The 18351-nt window shown below is 74.3% G+C and carries 12 protein-coding genes; 1 reads left to right on the top strand and 11 read right to left on the bottom strand.

Going from position 1 to position 18351, the window contains the following annotated elements; translation table 11 throughout:
- Window positions 1-40 precede the first annotated feature (40 nt).
- The 3 genes from ACZ60E_RS16385 to ACZ60E_RS16375 form a co-directional block, all read right to left on the bottom strand.
- Entirely contained in the window at window positions 41-976 is a 936-nt protein-coding gene (locus ACZ60E_RS16385) for a sulfotransferase family protein (protein ID WP_469441024.1), read from the bottom strand.
- Between the two features lie 133 nt (window positions 977-1109).
- Window positions 1110-1994 (bottom strand): PaaX family transcriptional regulator, encoded by an 885-nt coding sequence (locus tag ACZ60E_RS16380; protein ID WP_469441022.1) that lies wholly within the window; start codon window positions 1992-1994, stop codon window positions 1110-1112.
- A gap of 307 nt (window positions 1995-2301) precedes the next feature.
- Window positions 2302-2532 carry a DUF5999 family protein gene (locus tag ACZ60E_RS16375; protein WP_469441019.1) on the bottom strand — a complete coding sequence of 77 codons (231 nt, stop codon included), beginning with the start codon at window positions 2530-2532 and terminating at the stop codon, window positions 2302-2304.
- A 294-nt stretch (window positions 2533-2826) separates the two neighbouring features.
- Here ACZ60E_RS16375 and ACZ60E_RS16370 point away from each other — a divergent pair, with 294 nt between their 5' ends.
- On the top strand, window positions 2827-3339 hold the full coding sequence (locus ACZ60E_RS16370) for a DUF6299 family protein (protein ID WP_469441017.1): 513 nt from the start codon (window positions 2827-2829) through the stop codon (window positions 3337-3339).
- A 122-nt stretch (window positions 3340-3461) separates the two neighbouring features.
- Here ACZ60E_RS16370 and ACZ60E_RS16365 read toward each other — a convergent pair whose 3' ends face one another.
- The 8 genes from ACZ60E_RS16365 to ACZ60E_RS16330 form a co-directional block, all read right to left on the bottom strand.
- Window positions 3462-4808, bottom strand: a complete 1347-nt coding sequence (locus ACZ60E_RS16365) for an MFS transporter (RefSeq protein ID WP_469441015.1) — start codon at window positions 4806-4808, stop codon at window positions 3462-3464.
- A complete protein-coding gene (locus ACZ60E_RS16360; RefSeq protein ID WP_469441013.1) occupies window positions 4805-5875 on the bottom strand; it encodes a GntG family PLP-dependent aldolase in 1071 nt (356 codons plus the stop codon). The genes ACZ60E_RS16365 and ACZ60E_RS16360 overlap by 4 nt, the downstream gene beginning before the upstream one ends.
- Before the next feature lie 11 nt (window positions 5876-5886).
- Entirely contained in the window at window positions 5887-7368 is a 1482-nt protein-coding gene (locus tag ACZ60E_RS16355; RefSeq protein WP_469441011.1) for an argininosuccinate lyase, read from the bottom strand.
- Window positions 7365-8603, bottom strand: coding sequence for an ATP-grasp domain-containing protein (locus tag ACZ60E_RS16350; protein WP_469441009.1), 1239 nt, complete (start codon window positions 8601-8603; stop codon window positions 7365-7367). Before ACZ60E_RS16350 ends, ACZ60E_RS16355 begins: the two co-directional genes overlap by 4 nt.
- The gene (locus ACZ60E_RS16345; RefSeq protein ID WP_453791555.1) at window positions 8600-9682 is read right to left on the bottom strand and encodes a pyridoxal-phosphate dependent enzyme; all 1083 of its coding nucleotides are present in this window, start codon (window positions 9680-9682) and stop codon (window positions 8600-8602) included. Before ACZ60E_RS16345 ends, ACZ60E_RS16350 begins: the two co-directional genes overlap by 4 nt.
- Before the next feature lie 11 nt (window positions 9683-9693).
- Window positions 9694-10611, bottom strand: a complete 918-nt coding sequence (locus ACZ60E_RS16340) for a GHMP family kinase ATP-binding protein (RefSeq protein WP_384798363.1) — start codon at window positions 10609-10611, stop codon at window positions 9694-9696.
- A 61-nt stretch (window positions 10612-10672) separates the two neighbouring features.
- The gene (locus tag ACZ60E_RS16335; RefSeq protein ID WP_469441006.1) at window positions 10673-15106 is read right to left on the bottom strand and encodes an amino acid adenylation domain-containing protein; all 4434 of its coding nucleotides are present in this window, start codon (window positions 15104-15106) and stop codon (window positions 10673-10675) included.
- Entirely contained in the window at window positions 15103-18345 is a 3243-nt protein-coding gene (locus tag ACZ60E_RS16330) for a non-ribosomal peptide synthetase (protein WP_469441004.1), read from the bottom strand. The genes ACZ60E_RS16335 and ACZ60E_RS16330 overlap by 4 nt, the downstream gene beginning before the upstream one ends.
- Window positions 18346-18351: the final 6 nt, after the last annotated feature.

Below are 18351 nucleotides of genomic sequence, written 5' to 3'. Positions count from 1 at the left end.
CCGTCGCGCGGCCACACCTCCGCTATCTCGGCGTGCGGCTTCACGAGCTGTATCCCCAGGCCGTGCACATGGGCCGCAGCAGCTCCGGGATCTCGTCCTCGGCGGGCAGCGCGCGTCCGCTCTGCACCCGGCCGGTGCGGATCTTGTCCCGCCAGTCGCCGAGGCCCTTCACCACCTGGGTGCCGTCGCGGCGGCCGTAGTCGAGCATCGACGGTTCGAAGCCGACGCCGAGGAACGCGCAGAGGTCGCGCATCTCCTGCTCGGCGTCGGCGGTGAGGTCCTCGTAGCGCAGGGTGTGGTGGGCGGCGTCGCCGCCGGGGTGGCCGTCCGGGTGGCTGCCGCCGGCCGCCTGCCGGGCGTTCTCGACGGCCTTCATGTAGCGCAGGGCGTCGGCCGCGGCCTCGTCGAAGGTCCGCTTGTCGGGGTCGCCCTCGTGCCAGGACCGGGCGATGGACACCGGGTGGCGGAGCAGGAAGACGAAGCGGGCGTCGGGCCAGCAGTCCCGGATGCGCCGGTGGACGAACGCGTTGCTGGGCGTCTTCTCGACCAGGACGTCCTTGCCCGACCTGACCAGCTCCCGGTGCATGACCCGGTCCCAGAGCAGATGCTCCAGGTCGCCCCGCTCCAGGTCGAGGGCGCTCATGGCGCGCTGCGAGAGTCTGCTGCCGAAGTCGACCTCCAGACGGCGGATGTGCAACTCGTGCGGGGAGTGGAGAAGCGGGTGCGCGTTCAGGAGCATCCGCAGCAGGGTCGAGCCGGAGCGCACGGGAGACATGATGAAGACCGGCCGCCGCAGCAGCCGGTCCGTGGCGAGATCCCCGGGGGCCGGACATCGGTACACCGGCGTGGGCCGCTTGCCGGGTTTCGCCCCGGTCCCGGCCCTGTTCGGCTGTGGCGGCGCGGCGGGAGCGGCCCGGCGCACCTGAAGGCCGGTGGTGGCGGAGAGCGCCCGGTTCAGATTGCCCATCAGACTCATGGGTCCCGACGCTAGGTAAGGATTATGAGAAGAGGGATTGAGTGACCTGAGCGTTGCCTTAGCGACGAGGATTGTGTCTCACGTCACATGGGTTCGGGTTTCAGTGTGGTGTGGCGCCACATGTGGTGCGGCATCACATGGATTCGGGCCCGGATTCGGGCCTGGATTCGGGCCTGGATTCGGGCCTGGGTTCGGGAAGGCCTCCGGGTACGCCCGCGAAGGCCGCCCCGGCGTCCCGCAGCCGCTCGTGCAGGGCCCGGAAGACGGCGGCGGAGCGGGCTCCGGGCCACTCCGGGGGCAGCAGCGAGGCGGGCAGCCCCGGATCGGTGTATGGGAGGTGGCGCCAGGAGTCGAGGGCGAGCAGATAGTCGCGGTACGCCTCTTCCGCGGGGGTGTCGGCCCTGTTCTCCCAGTCGTGCAGCACGCGCGCGTGCCGGTCGAGGAACGCCTCGTGCTGCTTGGCGATGCCGGCGAGGTCCCACCAGCGCGCGACCGCCTCGGCCGTCGGCGCGTATCCCAGGTGCGCGCCGCGGAACAGATCCACGTACGCGTCCAGTCGCAGCCGTTCCAGCGTGTGGCGGGTCTCTTCGTAGAGGCGGGCCGGGGCGATCCACACGCCGGGGGCGGCCGTCCCGAAACCGAGGCCGGCCAGGCGTGAGCGCAGTACGTGACGTTTCTGCCGCTCGGACTCCGGCACGGAGAACACGGCGAGGACCCAGGTGTCGTCCTCGGGCGGCGAGGCCGCGTAGACCCGGCGGTCGCCGTCGTCGAGGAGCTGCCGCGCGTCCGGCGACAGGACGTACCCGGCGGCGCCGGTCTCTGTGCGGGCCGGCAGGAGCAGCCCCCTGCGTTTGAGTCTGGACACCGACGAACGTACGGACGGCGCGTCCACGCCGGCCGCGGCGAGAAGCCGGATCAGCTCGGCGACGGGTACGGGACCAGGGGTGAAGCGGCCGTACGCGCCGTAGAAGGTGACGATGAGGGACCGGGGGGCGTGCTGCTCGGACACGTTGATCACTCTAGATCGTCACCGTCACGCGAGATCACCATCCGGGGGCAGGGGCTCACTTTCCGTTCGTACGGAACGGCCTTGCGTGCGTGCCGGGTTGACGTTCTCGGGCCTGGTGAAGGCGCGCGGTACGTCGGCGCCGGGCCAGCCACTGTGGTGCGGCACCACATGTCCGGAGGCCTGTCGGTGTCGCATCAGAAGCGTATCGACTTCGTGACGGCAGTCAACGGGTCGCGATAGGGCGTCGGGGGCCGGGGAAGGTCGGGCCGTGACGTCGCGAGGGCCGGGGAGAGGGTCGGGGAGTGCCGGGGAGAGGTCAGGCGGCGATGGCCAGCTGCTCGACCGGCACCCGGTGCGGAGCGACGACCCGCCCGTCGGGCAGCAGCGCGCCGGTGTCGTCGAAGACGATCGCGCCGTCGCACAGCAGGTACCAGCCCTGCTCGGGGTGCGCGGAGACGATGTGCGCGTCGGAACGGTGCGCACCGTTCGAGCGGTCCGCGCGGTCGGAGCGGGCGGCGGACGGGCACGAAGACTGGTGAGAACACATGGTGAGCCTCCACGTGCGAGGAGTCGGGCGGCGTTTTCGTCGCCCGTATGGATAGACCATGCGCCCGCCGCGAACTCATCGGAACAGCCGGACGGGAACGGTGACAACACGCGGACAACACTCGGACGAGTCCAGGACGGACGGTGCGGACCTGTGGTGCGGACCCGTGGTGGGGACCCGTGGTGCGGGCCCGCCGTCAACTCGCCACCAAAGGGGTGAGGGTCACGCCCGCAGGTCCGCCGGGCCGGTACCCCTGGAGGCCCTCGCTCCACCCCCACTCCGGGAGGTACCCCGATGAGATTCCACCAGGTCGTCAGCTCGGCCACCGTCACGGCGGCGCTGCTGCTGCTCGCCGCCCCGTCCGCGGGCGCGGTGTCCGGGCAGGGCGGCTCCGCCGGACCGGCAGCCCCGGCGGTCGCGGCAGGAACGTCCCGGCTGTCGGAGACGGTGACCGTCGATCCGACGGGCCGCCTCGCCGCCGACGGCACCGTCACCCTGTCCGGCACGTACCGCTGTACGGGCGGCACCGGCCGGACCTTCGTCAGCTCCTCCCTGAGCCAGGGGGAGAGCAAGGTGCGCAAGGGCGTGGGCGGCACGCAGGCGGTGTGCGACGGCGCCGAGCACCGCTGGACGAACACGGACCGGACGGACCCGGGCCGCTTCGAACTGGGCGCGGCGACGGTCGAGGCGTCGGTGATGGAACTGCGCTCCGGCGGCCTGCCGCTCCCGATGTTCCACGCGGCCGCAGAACAGTCCGTGACGCTCGTGGCACCTGAGGCGTCCGAGATGTCGCCGGTCGTTCGCTGACGTCCGGTGATGCCCGCTGACGTCACGTCAACGGCGTCACGTCCCGGCCGTCCGCCGAGCGCACGCAGCTCGGCGGACGGACCGGAGGGTGGTCGGATCGGCGGCCGGACCGGCGGTCGTGGTCACGTTCCGGCCGTGGGCGTCCCCGTCCCCATCCCCATCCCCGTCCCCGTCGGCGCCGGTGTCGGCGTAGGCGTCGGCGTGAAGTCGTGCATGCCTCGCAGTGGGGAGCACACCACCCAGGCGGCGGCCAGGGACGTGCCCGCGGCGGCGATCCACAGCGTGCCCCTGATGCCGATGGACTCGCCGAGTACGCCTCCGAGCAGTGCCCCGAGTGTCACCGCGCCGAAGCCGACGAAGCGGACGGTGGCGTTCGCCCTGGCCAGCATCGCCTCGGGGCAGACCACTTGGCGGTAGCTGACCTGGGCGACGTTGTACACGACGATGCCGTAGCCGGTGACGAGCAGGCCGGCCAGTGCCGGGGTGAGGGCGAGCAGGGTGCCCCGGCCCGCGAGCGGTACCAGCAGCAGGGCCGGGAACGTGGTCAGCGGCACCAGCCAGACCGCCCGGGCCTGGCCGATCCGGCGGACGACCCGGTGCGCCGACAGCGCGCCGAGCACCCCGCCCAGGCCGAGGACGCTCAGGGTGGCCCCGGCCGCGGAGCCGCTGAGACCGAGGACGCCGGTCAGGAAGAGGACCTGCACGGCACCGAGCACACCGGCGAAGAAGTTGGCGGTCGCGGTGCAGCCGGTGATGGCGAGCAGGGTGCGGTGACGGGCCATGAAACGCAGCCCCTCACCCACCTCGGCGAGCAGGGGCGGGCCCGTGCCGTCGGGAGGGTTCGCCGGGTCCGGTTCGCGTACGCGGCGCAGCAGCAGACTGGACGTCAGATAGCCGAGGGCCGTCGCCAGCACGGGAGCGGCGGGCCCCGACAGCTGGACGAGGGAGCCGCCGATGCCGGGCCCGGTGATCTGGGCCAGGGACTGGCTGGACTGGAGGCGGGCGTTGCCCTCCAGGAGCCGGTCGCGGTCGACCAGGGCCGGCAGATGGGACTGGTAGGCGACGTCGAAGAGGACGGCGAGGATGCCGCACAGCAGGGCGACGGCGATGAGCTGGGCGACGCTGAGCAGGCCGCTCCACCAGGCCATCGGGATCGTGCACAGCAGCAGCGCCCGGCCGGTGTTGGCGCGCCGCATCAGCCGGCGCTGCCGGGCCCGGGCCACCCACACCCCCGCGGGCAGTCCGATCAGCAGGTAGCCCATGGTCTCCGCGGCGCTGAGCAGGCCCATCTCCAGCGGGGTCGCCGCCAGTGTGGTGGCGGCCAGCAGCGGCAGCAGGGCGTTGCCGACGTACGTGCCGAACTGGCTGACCGAGTCGGCCGCCCAGAAGAGCCGGAACGCACGGTGGTGCCGCAACGAGGAAGGCGGGGGCGGGGGCGCGGGCGCGGTGGCGGTGGGCGGCTCGCTCACCGCGTGGTCCGGGGAGCGGCGGCCACCGCGTCCGCGAGCACGTCCACGGCCCGGTCGATGTCGGCGGCCGTGACACCCGAGTGGGTGACCGCCCGGATGCGGCCCCGCCCCAGTTCCGCGAGGTGGACGCCACGGACGCGTGCCGCCTCGATGAAGGACTCGGTGGTGTGGGAGGTGCCCTCGTCGTCCACGGTGAAGAACACCATGTTGGTGCGCGGCGGCTCCGGGTCGAGCCGCAGGCCGGGGACGTCCGCGAGGCCGTCGGCCAGCCTGCGGGCGTGTGCGTGGTCGTCGGCGAGGCGGTCGGTCATGTCGGTCAGGGCGACGATCCCGCACGCCGCGATCATGCCCGCCTGCCGCATCCCGCCGCCGAGCATCTTGCGGTAGCGGCGGGCGGTCGAGATGGACGCCTCGTCGCCGACGAGCATCGACCCGATCGGCGCGGACAGCCCCTTGGACAGGCAGAACTGGACGGTGTCGGCCGGAGCGGCGAGGTCGGCGGCCGGTACGCCGAGTGCGAGGGCCGCGTTGAAGATGCGGGCCCCGTCCAGATGCAGGGCGACGCCGTGCCTGCGGGCGAGGGCGCCGGCCGCCGCGAGGTAGCCGGTGTCGAGGGGGATGCCGCCGCGGCGGTTGTGCGGGGTCTCCAGCGTGAGGACGGCGGGCAGTGCGAACTGGGGGTCGTCCCGGTCGACCTCGAACGCCTCGGCCACCGCGTCCAGCGGCAGGGTGCCGTCCTCGGCGGCGGCTATGGGTTCGTAGACGATGCCGCCGAACACCGAGGCGCCGCCCGCCTCGTAGACGTAGATGTCCGATTCGGCGCCGACGACGGCCTTGCCGCCGCGCGGGCTGTGGGTGAGGAGGGCGGCGAGGTTGGCCATGGTGCCGCTGGGCATCAGGCAGCCGGCCTGCTTGCCCAGCACCTTGGCCGACATGGACTCCAGTTCGGCGACGGTCGGGTCCTCGCCGTAGACGTCGTCGCCGAGCCGCGCCGCGGTGGCGGCGGCGAGCATCCGGGGGGTGGGCAGGGTGAACGTGTCGCTGCGCAGTTCCACGACGTGGCTCATGGCCGGGCTCCTCATGGTTGGCGGATCAGGGTCGACACGGCGTCGGCGAGCGCGCGTTCGGCGGACGCCCAGCGGCTCCTGCGGGCGTCGGCGGCGGCGCCGAGCCGGTCGAGGCGGTCGGCGGCGTCGTCGAGGGCGGCGGTCACGGAGGCCTCGGCGGGCCCGCCCCCGGCGTTCGCGGAGGCGGCGACCGAGTCGGGGTCGAGGCCGTCGAGCAGGTCGCGGTGCCGGTCGCCGAGGTGCTCGGCGGCGGTGGCCCCGAAGGAGCGGCCGGTGGCGAGGGCCACCCTGCTGATGTCGCCGACCGTGTGGTGGGCCGTGCGGAACGGCACCCCCGCCACGACGAGGCGCTCGGCGAGCGCGGTGGCGGCGGTCTGCCCGTCGGCGGCGCGCCGCCGCATGGTGTCCGGGTCGGGTTCCGCGCCCTCGGTCATCAGCCGCAGCAGGACCACGGCGTCGGTGGTGGCCTCCAGGGCGGACCACACATGGCCGACCGCCTCGGTGCCCACCGCGATCGCGTTGGTGTACCGCGCGGTCGACATGGCCGCGGTGGCCGCGGTGAGCGCGCCGAGCGCGCCCGCCGCCCTGCCCTGGATGTTCTCCAGCAGGAACGGGTTGCGCTTCTGCGGCATCATCGAGCTGCTGCCGACCAGGCTGTCGGGCAGGACGAGCAGCGGGTTCTCGGCACTGGTCCAGGACTGCAGGTCGTGCGCGGTCCGGGTCAGGAGCACACCGAGGACGGTGCACGCGGCGAGCAGCCGCAGCACCACGTCCCGGGACGCCACGGCGTGCAGGGAGTTGGTGAGGGGCTTGTCGAAGCCCAGCAGTTCGGTGGTGCGGGCCGCGTCGACGGGCAGGGTGGTGCCCCCGACGGCCCCGGCGCCGAGGGGGTTCTCGCCGAGTTCGCGGCCCGCGTGGTCGAGCTGGTCCAGATCCCGTACGAGGGCCGCGGCGACCCCGGCGAGGTAGTGGCCGTAGGTGATGGGCACGGCGGGCTGGTGGTGGGTGTAGGCGGGCATGACGGTGGTGTGCCAGCGGCGCCCCCGGTCGACCAGGGCGCGGCCCAGGGCGTCCGTCTCGGTGAGCAGCCGGTCGTAGGGGCGTCGCAACTGGAGCCTGAGCACGGTGGCGTTGAGGTCGTTGCGGGAACGGCCGCTGTGCAGGACACCGCCGGTCTCCTCGCCCAGGGTGTCCACGAGGTGGCCCTCGTAGGCGAGGTAGCGGCCCCGCGGGGCGGGGAGGTGCCGCAGCGGGGCGAAGTCCGCGGCCCGTAGGTCCTCGATGCCGGCGAGCAGCCGGGCGGCCGTCCCGCGCTCGATGACGCCCTGTTCGGTGAGCATGACGACATGGGCGCGGTCCACCTCGCTGGTGGGGCCCAGTTCGGCGGCCACCGGGTCCGGGGGGACCCGCAGATGCCTTTCGAAGAGGATCTCCGCGGCGGCCGGGTGCACGGCGGAGGTCAGACGTCCGGTGGCGGTGGCGGTGGCGGTCATACGGGGCTCTCCTCGGCGCGTCGCGGTCGTAGGGAGGTGCGCAGCCGGGCCAGCGCGTCCTCCGCCGCCCGCGCGGCGGAGGACGCACTGGGGGCGGTGGCGGTGGCGTGGCCGACGCGGTCGCGGTGGTCGTGCCGCGGTACGAGCGGGACGCCGCGGCTTCCCGTGAGGACCGTGGCGGTGACGTACCGCGGCGCACCGGCGGGGGCCGGGGGCGGATCGTCGAGCACCGAGGGTTCGTCGACCACGAGGAAGCGCAGTGCGGCGTGCCGCGCGCTGCGGGGTTCCAGGTCGGGCCGGTGGCCGAGGGCCGCGCCGACCTGGGCGGCGACCAGGTCGATCCCCAGGGCGGAACGGATCAGCTCGGGAATCATGCCGCCCGCGAGCCGTGGGTTGACCTCGATGAGCACGGGTCCCCGGGCGGCCAGCCGCAGTTCGACGTGGGCCGCCCCGTGGCCGAGGCCGAGCGCCTTCACCGCGGCCACGGCCGTGTCCGCGAGGAGCTGTGCCGTACCGGCGGGCACGGGAGCCGGTACGTCGTGCCCCGTCTCGACGAAGTGCGGGGCGGCGCCGAGGTGTTTGCGCACGACGGCGACGGGGGTGCGGCCGAACACCTCGACGGAGAACTCGGGCCCGTCCACGTACTCCTCGACGAGGAGGCCGGGGGCGGTCGGGATACCTCGCTCGTTGTGCGTACGGGCCAGCAGGCGGGCCGCGTGCTCGGCGGCCTGCGCGCGGTCGCGGCACAGGCGGACGCCGGTGCTGCCGGAGCCGTCGGCGGGTTTGAGGACCACCGGCAGTCCCGTGCGCCCGACGGCGTCGAGGACGGCGTCGGCGTCGGTCACCAGGGTGTGGGCGGCCACGGGCACGCCCCCCGCGGCGAGCGCCGCACGCTGGTGGCCCTTGTGCCGGCACCGGGTCACGGCCCTCGGGTCGGGCCCCGGCAGGCCGAGTGCGTGCGCCGCCTCGGCGGCGACGGGGACGAAGTAGTCGGAACTGGTGGTCACCCCGGCCGGCGGACCGGCGCCGAGCGCGGCGATCGCGTCGAGGACGGCCTGCGCGTTCGACGTGTCGGCCTCGACCACGGTGATGTCCTCGGTGCGGGCGTACCCGTAACGGCCGGGGTCCTCGGCCAGCAGCACCGGCCGGACCCCGAGGTCCCGGGCGCGCCGGGCGAACAGCGGCCCTGTGCCGGAGGTGTTGGACTCGACGAGGACCAGAAACGGCTCGGTCATCGCTGCTCCTCGGGAAAGGGGACGGGGCCCGGCCGGGCGGCGGCGCCGCGCAGGGCGTCGTCGAGGGAACGGCGGCGCCACTCCATGCGCGCCCACCCCCCGACGGCGTCACCGGGGTCGGTGACGGTGCGGGGCGCGGTGGCGGCCGGACCGTCCAGCAGGCCCCGCTCCGCGAGCCACTCGTCCCGGTAGACCGAGTCCTGGTAGCGGTGCCCCTCGTCGGGGAGGAAGGCGACCACCTGGGCGTCGGGGTTGCGTTCGGCGTACCAGCGGGCGACGAGGAAGGACGCGCCGCTGGTGGGGCCCATGTAGAGGGCGTGCCGGGCGTGCAGTTCGCGGGTGGCCCGGACGACCTCCGCGGGGCCCGCCCAGTGCACCTCGTCGTAGGCGTCGTGGCTGACGTTGGACGGTACGAGGCTGTTGCCGAGGCCGCGCACGACGCGTGGCCCGTCGGTCTGGCCGAAGATGGCGCTGGGCGAGGTGTCCACGCCGATCAGGCGCATGTGCGGCTGGGGCAGCCGCAGGAAGGCGGCGGTGCCCCCGGTGGACCCTCCGGAGCCGACCGGTCCGACCAGGCAGTCCACGGCGCCGACGGTCTCCGCGATCTGCTCGGCGACCGCGGCGTACGCGTTGGGGTTGTCCGGGTTGTCGTACTGGCCCGGGACGTAGTGGTCGGGGTAGACGCTCCGCAGTTCCTCCAGCCGGTCGAGCCGGGCCTGCTGGAAACCTCCGCGCGGGCTGGGCTCGGTGCAGATCTCGACCCGGGCGCCCAGCTCGCCGAGCCTGCGGCGCAGCGCGGGGTCGATGGCGGGGTCGCCGACGATGACCAGGGGATAGCCGCGCAGCCGGCACACCATCGCCAGGCCGAGGGCGAAGGTGCCCGACGAGGTCTCCAGGACCGTGGTGTCGGGGGCGAGTTCGCCGCGCTGCTCGGCCCGGTCGAGCATGAAGCGGGCCGGGAGCAGCTTCATCAGGGTGAACGCGGCGACGCACAGGTTGGGGCCGAGGCGTATGAGCCGCGGCAGGACGGTCGCCTCGACGACCGAGTCGCTGGCCGCGGGCAGAGTGGGTGATCTCATGGTCTCCGCTCTCAGTTCTTGGTGGTGAAGTACCAGGAGTCGCCGATGCCCAGGTCGGCGAGGTGTTTGCGGGCGCTGTCGGTGCGGGTGGCGAGATCGGGCAGGTCGGGGTCGAAGAGGAGTCCGGCCACGTCACCGCTGTGCGCGACCTGGAGCCCGGCCGCGCCCACCGCCTCGGTGACCCGCAGCAGGTCCGTGAGCTGGGGGACGGGCAGGTGGCGCTGGTTGAGGCGGGCGCTGGCGGTCGCCACCCGGCCGAGCAGGGCGACGTCACCGGTGCGGACGGCGCGGCGGGCCGCGCCGAGCAGTGGGCGGAACGCCTCGATCTCCCAGACCGAGTAGCGCGCGGGCGGCAGGGCGAGGGTGTCGGTGCCCGTGCTGTCCTCGCTGGTGCCGAAGCCGACGACGGCCAGCGGCATCAGCGGGCCGCCCAGTTCCTCGATGACCTCGCCCTCGCGGTGGGCGAACAGGACGGCCCGGTGGGCGTACATGAGTGCGTCGGAGGCGGTCTCGGCGGCGACGGCCAGGGCGGCGTACTGGGCGGGGCTGGGCCGGCGCCCGGCGGCGTCGTACACGGCTCCGATGGCCGCCACGACGTCGGCGGTGGAGGAGCCGAAGCCGCGACTGGGCGGGATGTTGCTGGTCAGGCCGAGGGTGCCGCCGGTGAGGGCGCCGCCCAGGGTGCGCAGGGCGAGTTCGGCGGCCCGGCCCGCCTTGGTCCGCCAGGGGTCGAGGACGGTGACCCCGGTGCTGGTGTCGGACGGCTCGAAGACGGCGTGGGACTCGTAGAGGGGGCACGGGAGGGTGATCAGTGCGCGGCGCAGGCGTCCGTCGGACTCGAAGACGCCCTGGAGGATCTCTCCGTGGTGGCCGACGCTGTGGTGGGTTCCCCGGATGCGGACCGCCGTCCCGGACGGTGCTGTGGACATGTCGTGCAGCATGGCTACCTCGATCGAGGGTCGGAGGTCGGGTGCTGGGGTGCGGGGGCGGTCACGAGCGGGTGGCCGGCCTCGGCGCGGTGAGTCGGGTCGCCCGCGCGGGCAGCGTGGGCACCGCCACGAAGCGGGCGGGGATCTGGTAGTCGGGCAGCGACTCGGCGAGGAAGTCGACGAGTTCGCCGTCGTCCGGGATGACGGAACCGGTGTGCGGTACGAGGTAGGCGTGGAGTTCGCCGTCGGCGCTGAAGACCGCCGCCTCGGCGATCCCGCGGTGCGAGGTCAGCCGGGTGCGGGTCTCGTAGGGCGCGACGCGGAAGCCCGAGACGGTCGGCCAGACCCCGGTCGGGCCGAGGATCTCGAAGCCGCCGGCGGCGGTGTGGCGGGCCCGGTGACCGGTGGGGGCGAACCTCGCCCCCGCGCCCCGTGCGAGGTGGAGTTCGCCGGGGACCCCGGCGGGCAGCGGCTCGCCGTGGCCGTCGAGGACGGCCGCGGCGACGCCGGGCACGGGGAGACCGACCGGCATCACGACCGCGGAGGGTCCCGGCACGCCGTCGTGCGGCCGGTACAGGGCCAGCGGCAGGTCCGGGGTGCCGAATCCGGTGGCGAGGCGGGCGCCGACGGGTTCGCGCAGGGCCGCGGGGTCGGTGTCGGCGCCGATCGCGAGGACGGCGTCGGCGCCGTGGGCCAGCGCCTCGCGGTGGTGCGCGAGCAGGGTGTTGACGGTGGTGTCGGGCAGGAGGAGCGCGGCGAACGGCTCCTGGCGCCCCGCGAGGAGCGCGGCCAGCGCGGCGGGCGAGGGCTCCGGTGTCCCGGTGAGGACGAGGGTGCCGCCGCGGGCCAGGGTGGTCCACACCTCGAGGAGGAACAGGGAGCTGTCGGCCGCGGCGGTCTGCGGGACGTGTCCCGCCCCGAAGCCGAGGGAGTCGAGTGCGGCGACCGCGCCGGTGAGTGCGGCGTGGGTGATCTCGGCCCGGCCCACCAGCGCCAGTACGTCACTGCCGGCCGGCCGGTGCCCGCCGTCCCGTCCGCCGGGATCGGCGGCCTCCGTCCGTCGGGTGGCGGCCTCGGTGACGAGCGCCTCCGTGGCCGCCGGTTCGGTTCCGGGGGCGAGGACCCGCGCCGGGACCCCGGTACGGGCGGCGGCCAGCAGCGCGGCCACCAGGTCGGTGCAGGGCGGCAGCCGCAGGGCGGCGGGACGTCCGGGTCCGGCGCCCAGGCGGGACAGCACCTCCGCCAAACGGTCGGCGCGGGCGCCCAGTTCGCGGTAGGTGACGGATTCCGGGCCCAAGCTCAGGGCCTTCCTGCCGGGGTGCTCGGCGATCTGCCGTTCCACCCGTTCCACCGGCGTGGGCCCGGCGGACGCGGCCTCGGCGGCCGGCGCCGCAGCCGCGCTGGTGAGCCGGAACCTGGACACCGGCAGGTCGGGCTCGTCGAGCGCGGTGCGCAGCAGGTCGCGGTAGGCGCCCACCATGCTCCGCATCGTCTCGGCGTCGAACAGGTCGGTGGCGTACTCCCAGATGATGGTCAGCGAGTCGTCCTCGCTGCTGGGGCGCTTGCCCACGCGCTGCTCGGCGCGGGGGATGGCGACGATGTTCAGGTCGGCCTTCGCGGACCCGTTGTGCCCCATGAACACCTCGCCGCGCAGCCCGGCGAAGTCGAGGTCGGGGACCGCGGAGTCGTGGAAGCTGAACATGGCGGAGAACAGCGGGTTGCGGGACAGGTCACGGGTCGGGGCGAGGGCCTTGACGAGCTTCTGCAGCGGCACGTCCTGCCAGCTGTACCCCTCGACCGCCGTGCCGTGGACCTGCTCCAGCAGCTGCCGGAACGTGGGATCGCCGTCGAGGCGGACCCGCAGCGGCACCGTGTTGACCATCATCCCGATCAGGCGCTCCGCCTCGGCGAGCCTGCGGTTGGCCACCCCGACGCCGAGCACGAAGTCGGTCTGGTCCGCGTACCGCGACAGCAGGGCGGCGAACGCGGTCAGCATCGTCGAATAGAGGGTGACCCCGAACTCCCGGGCCCGCTCCCGCAGCCGGTGGTACTCGTCCGGGTCGAGGGTCAGCCGTACGACGTCGCCGCGGAAGGTGAACTCCGGCGGGCGGGGCCGGTCGGTGGGCAGTTCGAGCGCCGCGGGGGCCCCGTCCAGGGCCTTCGCCCAGTGATCGAGATAGCGGTCCATCACGGGGCCGTCCAGCCAGGACCGCTGCCAGGCGGCGAGATCGGCGAACTGGAAGCGCGGCTCCGGCGGGGCTGCGGCACCCTCGGCGAACACGGAGTACAGAGCGGTGAGTTCCCTCACGAAGACCGCGAACGACCAGCCGTCGTGCACCAGATGGTGCTCCACATGGAGCAGCCGGTGGGAGTCCGGGGCGTCCCTGGCCACGACCCAGCGGGCCAGCGGGGGCGCCTGGAGGTCGAACGGCGTGGCCTGCTCCTTGGCCGTCAACTCCTCCCAGGCGCGCTCGCGTTCGGCCTCGGAGAGGGCGGAGAGGTCCACCAGGGGTACGTCGACGGTGACGGCGTCCATCTCCACGGGGCACTGCGCCGGCACCCCGTCGACCTCGCGGAACGCGGTGCGCAGGATCTCGTGGCGGCGGACCAGCTCGGTGAGCGCGGCGCGCAGGGCGGTCATGTCCAGGGGGCCGCGCAGGGTGAGCGTGGCCTGCATCCGGTACGCCTCGTTGAGCGGCGAGAGCTGTTCGAGGAACCAGACACGCTCCTGGGGGAAGGACAGCGGGATCGGCCGGGTGCGGTCCGCGTGCCGCATCGGGGGCACCTCGGGGGCCGCCTCGCCGTCGTCGAGAGGCGCGCCGCCGTCGACCAGTGCGGCGATCTTCCGTGGTGTGGCGTGGTGGAAGAGATGGGAGAGCGGGATGTCGGTGCCGTGGTCGCTGCGGATACGGGCGGCGAGGCGTCCCACCAGCAGGGAGTGGCCGCCGAGTTGGAAGAAGTCGTCGGTGGCGCCGGCGGGCGTCCCGCCGAGCAGCTCCGACATCAGCGCGGCGACGGCCTGCTCGGTGGGCGTGGCCGGTTCGTCGCCGCTGCTCACCCCGGACCTGTACGGCGAGGGCAGCGCCCGGCGGTCCACCTTGCCGCTCGGGGTGAGGGGCAGCGCGGGCAGCACGACCACGGTGGAGGGAACCATGTGGGCGGGCAGCGTGCGTGCGCACCAGGCCCGCAGGTCGGCGGGGTGCACCGGGGTGTCGGGGGCGGACACGTAGCCGACCAGGACGGTGCCGCGCGCCACGACGACGGAGTCCGAGACCGCGGGGTGCGCGCGCAGCACCTCGGCGATCTCGCCCGGTTCGACGCGGAAGCCGCGGATCTTGACCTGGTGGTCGGCGCGTCCGGCGTACGCGTAGCGCCCGTCGGGCAGGCGGCGGGCGAGGTCGCCGGTGCGGTAGGCGCGGCCGTGCCCGGTGGGGACGTACCGTTCCGCGGTCAGGGCGGGGCGGCCGAGATAGCCGCGGGTCACTCCGGCGCCGGAGACGACGAGTTCGCCGACCTCGCCGGGCGGCACCGGCAGCCCTTCCTTGTCCAGCAGGTCGATCCGGACGCCCGGCAGGGGGCGTCCGATGTCGGGCGTCCCGGATCCGCTCACCTCGCCCGTGGTGGCGACGATGGAGATCTCGGTCGGCCCGTAGGCGTTGAAGACGCGCCGGCCGCGGCCCCAGCGGGCCACGATCTCCGCGGGCAGCGCCTCCCCGCCGCAGACCAGCGTGCGCAGCGCGGGCAGTTCGGCCTCCGGGAGCGCGGCGACGACGGACGGCGGCAGCAGGGTGAAGGTCACCGCGAAGCGGTCCATCAGGTCCACCAGGCCGGGGCCCGGCACCACGCTGTCGGCATCGGCCAGGACCAGCGCGGCCCCGCCGGTCAGGGCGACGCCGGTCTCCAGGACGGAGGCGTCGAAGCTCGACGGGGCGAACTGCAGGACGCGTTCGCCCGCCCCCACCCCCCACTCGGCGCGCATTCCGGCGATGGTGGCGGCGACGCTCCCGTGTTCGACGAGGACGCCCTTGGGCCGGCCGGTGGAGCCGGACGTGTAGATGACGTAGGCGAGATCTCCGCGGCCCACGGAGGGCAGGGCGGCCGGAGCGGTCTCGTCGGCGCCCTCCGGGTCCAGGACGCGGACACCCGAGGGCAGCCGGCGGGCCGAGGACTCGTCCGCGATCACCAGGGAGACACCGGAGTCGTCGAGCATGTACTCCAGCCGGTCCTGCGGGTAGGACGGGTCGAGCGGGACCCAGGCGGCGCCCGCCCGCATGACGGCGAGCAGGGCGGTGGGCAGCGCGGGGCCGCGGCCGACGCAGACCCCGACCAGTCGGCCCCGGCCGACCCCGGCGGCCAGCAGCCGGTCGGCCAGCACCGCCGAGCGGCGCTCCAGGGCGCCGTAGGTCAGGGTGCCGCCCGACCACAGCAGGGCCGGGGCGTCGGGGGAGCGCAGGGCGTGCTTGAGGAACGCCTCGTGCAGCAGGGGGGTCTTCATCGTGTCGCACCTCGTTCGTGGTCCGCGGGAGTGGTGGCCGGGGAGGTCTCCGTGAGGAGCCGGCGCGCCTCGTCGTCGGACATCGCCTCGATCTCGGCCAGGATCAGGTCGTGGATGTACTCCGCCGTTCCGGCGACGGTCGGGCGCTCGAAGATCACGCTGAGCGGGAGCTGTGCGTCGAAGGCCTGCCGCATCCGGTTGACGGCCCGGGTGGCGATCAGCGAGTGGCCGCCGAAGGAGAAGAAGTCGTCGAGGACGCCGATGCGGGGCAGGGAGAGCACGTCGGCCCAGATGTCGGCGATGATCCGCTCGGTCTCGTCGCGGGGAGCGACGTGGTCCGCGCTCCGGTGGTCCGCCGGGTCGGGCTCGGGAAGGAGCGAGGGGCTGAGCTTTCCGCTGGCCGAGCGGGGGAGCGCGTCCAGCACGGTGACGGTCGAGGGCACCGCGTACCCGGGCAGCCGGGCGGACAGGTGCTCGCGCAGCTCGTGGACGGTCGTCCCGGTGTCGTCGAGGGCGACGTAGGCGGCCAGCCGCAGGTCGCCGGAGGGGACGCGGCGGGTCACCACCGCGGCGTCCGTCACCGCCCGGTGCTCGCGGAGCGCGGCCTCGACCTCCCCCAGTTCCACCCGGACGCCGCGCACCTTCACCTGGCGGTCCATCCGCTCCAGGTAGACGAAGGTGCTGTCCGGTCGCATCCGTCCGCGGTCGCCGGTCCGGTACACGCGCTCGCCGGGCCGGTAGGGGTGCGGGACGAAGGCGGCGGCCGTCTTGGCGGGGTCGCCCAGATAGCCGCGGGCCAGGCCGATCCCGGCGATGCACAGCTCGCCGGGGACGCCGGGCGGCAGGGGGGAGAGGCGGTGGTCGAGGACCAGCACCTCGTTGTTGTCCATGGGCCGGCCGAGGCTGACCGCGCCGGTGCCGTGGATGTCCTGGGGGCCGCAGACGTGGAACGTGGAGTCGATGGACACCTCGGTGGCGCCCCACGTGTTGTCCAGGCTGACCGTGTCGCCGAACGCGGCACGGAAGCGCTCCACGAGCACCGGGCGCAGCGCCTCGCCGCTGGACAGGACGCTGCGCAGGGTGCGGCGCAGCGCGGTGACGTCGTCGGGGGTGAGTTCTTCGAGGAAGAGGTCGAGGACGCTGGGCACGAACTGCACGTGGACGGCGCGGTGGCGGACGGCGGCGTCCACCAGTGCCCGCGGGTCGCGGTGCAGGCCGGGCGGCAGCAGCGCCACCGTGCCTCCGGTGATCAGCGGCCAGAGGATCTCGACGGCCGCGTCGTCGAACGGCAGGGTCGTCTTGTGCAGGACCGTCTCGCCCGGCCGCAGCCCGTGCCGGTGCTGCATCCACGCCATCCGGTTGACCCAGCCGCGGTGCGTGCAGGCCACGCCCTTGGGCCGGCCGGTGGAGCCGGACGTGTAGTAGACGGCGCACAGGTGGTCGGGGTGGACGGACACGGCGGGGGGTGCCGCCCGGTCGTCCGGGTCGACGGTGAGCGGGACGGCGCCCCCGGCGGTGACGGTGTCCGCGTGTTCCGGGACGGTGAGGCAGACCGGGGCACCGGCGTCGGTGAGCAGGGTGGCGATCCGGGCGGCGGGAGTGGCCGGCTCGATGGGCAGGTAGGCGCCGCCCGCCTTGAGGATGCCCAGCAGGCCGACGACCAGTGGGACGGAGCGGTCGATCAGCAGGCCCACGGGGATGTCGGGCCCGACTCCGTGGGCGATCAGCCGGCGGGCGACGGCGTTGGCGGCCGACTCCAGGGCCGCGTAGCTGGTCGTGGTGCCGTCGGCGTCGACCAGGGCGACCGCGTCGGGCTGTGCCGCGGCCCTGAGGGACACCAGTTCGTGCAGGGTGTGGCGGGGGGTGTCGACGGCCGGGCGCAGGGTCAGGGCGCGCAGGGCGTCCTGTTCCGGTCCCGACAGCAGCGGGATGTCGTCGAGGAGGGTGTCGGGCCGCTCGGCGACGTGCCGCAGCAGCCGCTCCAGCCACTGTCCCAGGCGCTCCACGGTGTCGTCGTCGTACAGGTCGGTGTCCCAGTTCACGCCGCACCACAGCCCCGCGGCACCCTGCTCGAAGCTGACGCAGAGGTCGTACTTGGCGCCTTCGTACGGCATCGGGAGTTCGGTCACGGTCAGGTCCGGCAGCTGCGGGGTGCGGCGGCGGCCGGTGCGGAAGTTGACCAGGATCTGGAACAGCGGGGTGCGGGAGGGATCGCGCTCGGCGCCGCTCTCGCCCACGAGCCGGTCGAAGGGGACGTCGGCGTGATCGAACGCGTCGAGCGACACCTCCCTGAACCGCTCCACGAACTGACGGAACGTCAACTCGGGTGCGGGCCGGCCCCGCAGGGGCAGCATGTTGATGAGGACGCCCAGCAGGCGCTCGGTCGCGGGGTCGTCGCGGCGCGCGTAGGTGGTGCCGGTGGTGACGTCCTGCCGGCCGGTGTGGCGGTACAGGACGCTCTGGACCGCGGCGGTCAGCAGCATCGCGGGGGTGGCCCCCGCGGAGCGGCCGAGCGCGACGAGCGGTTCGGCGACCTTCGGCGGCAGCACGAAGGCGGTACGCATCGCTCCCCGCCCGGCCCGTACGGCGGGGCGGGGCCGGTCACCGGGCACCTCGAAGGGGGTGAGGTCGGCCAGCGCGGTGCGCCAGTGCTCCAGCCCGGCCGGCTCCGCCTCGTCGGCGAGGGCGTCGAGGCGGGCGGCCACGGTGCGGTAGGGCTCGGCGGGCGCCGGGACGGGGGACGGGTCCCCCGCGGTGAAGGCCGCGTAGTCGGCGGCCAGTTCGTCGTAGACGAGGGCGCAGGACCAGTCGTCGGCGGCCACGTGGTGGATCGTGAGGACGAGGGTGTGCTCACGCTCGCCGTGGCGGATCAGCAGGGCGCGCACGGGCAGTTCGGCGGCCAGGTCCATCGGGGTGGCCGCCTCCTTCGCGAGGGCCGCGTCGAGCGCCCCCGCGTCGGCCGCCGTCGTCTCCCGCAGCCGAAACGCGTCCGGCGGGCGGACCACTCCGACGGGCCGCGCGTCCCCCGCGACGACACCGGTGCGCAGTACCTCGTGGCGGGCCACCAGGGCTTCCAGCGACCGGCGCAGCGCGTCGCGGTCGAGGGCCCCGGCGAAGTGCAGCCGGAGCGGGATGAGGTAGTCGGACGAGCAGCTGCTCAACTGGTCGACGAACCAGGTGCGTTCCTGGTCGCGGCTGAGCGGCACCTGGACCCCGGTGGGGCCGGGGGTGGCAGACATGTGCGA

It is taken from the genome of Streptomyces sp. NPDC102514 (genome assembly GCF_055584525.1).
This window is presented reverse-complemented; position numbering and strand designations above follow the sequence as displayed.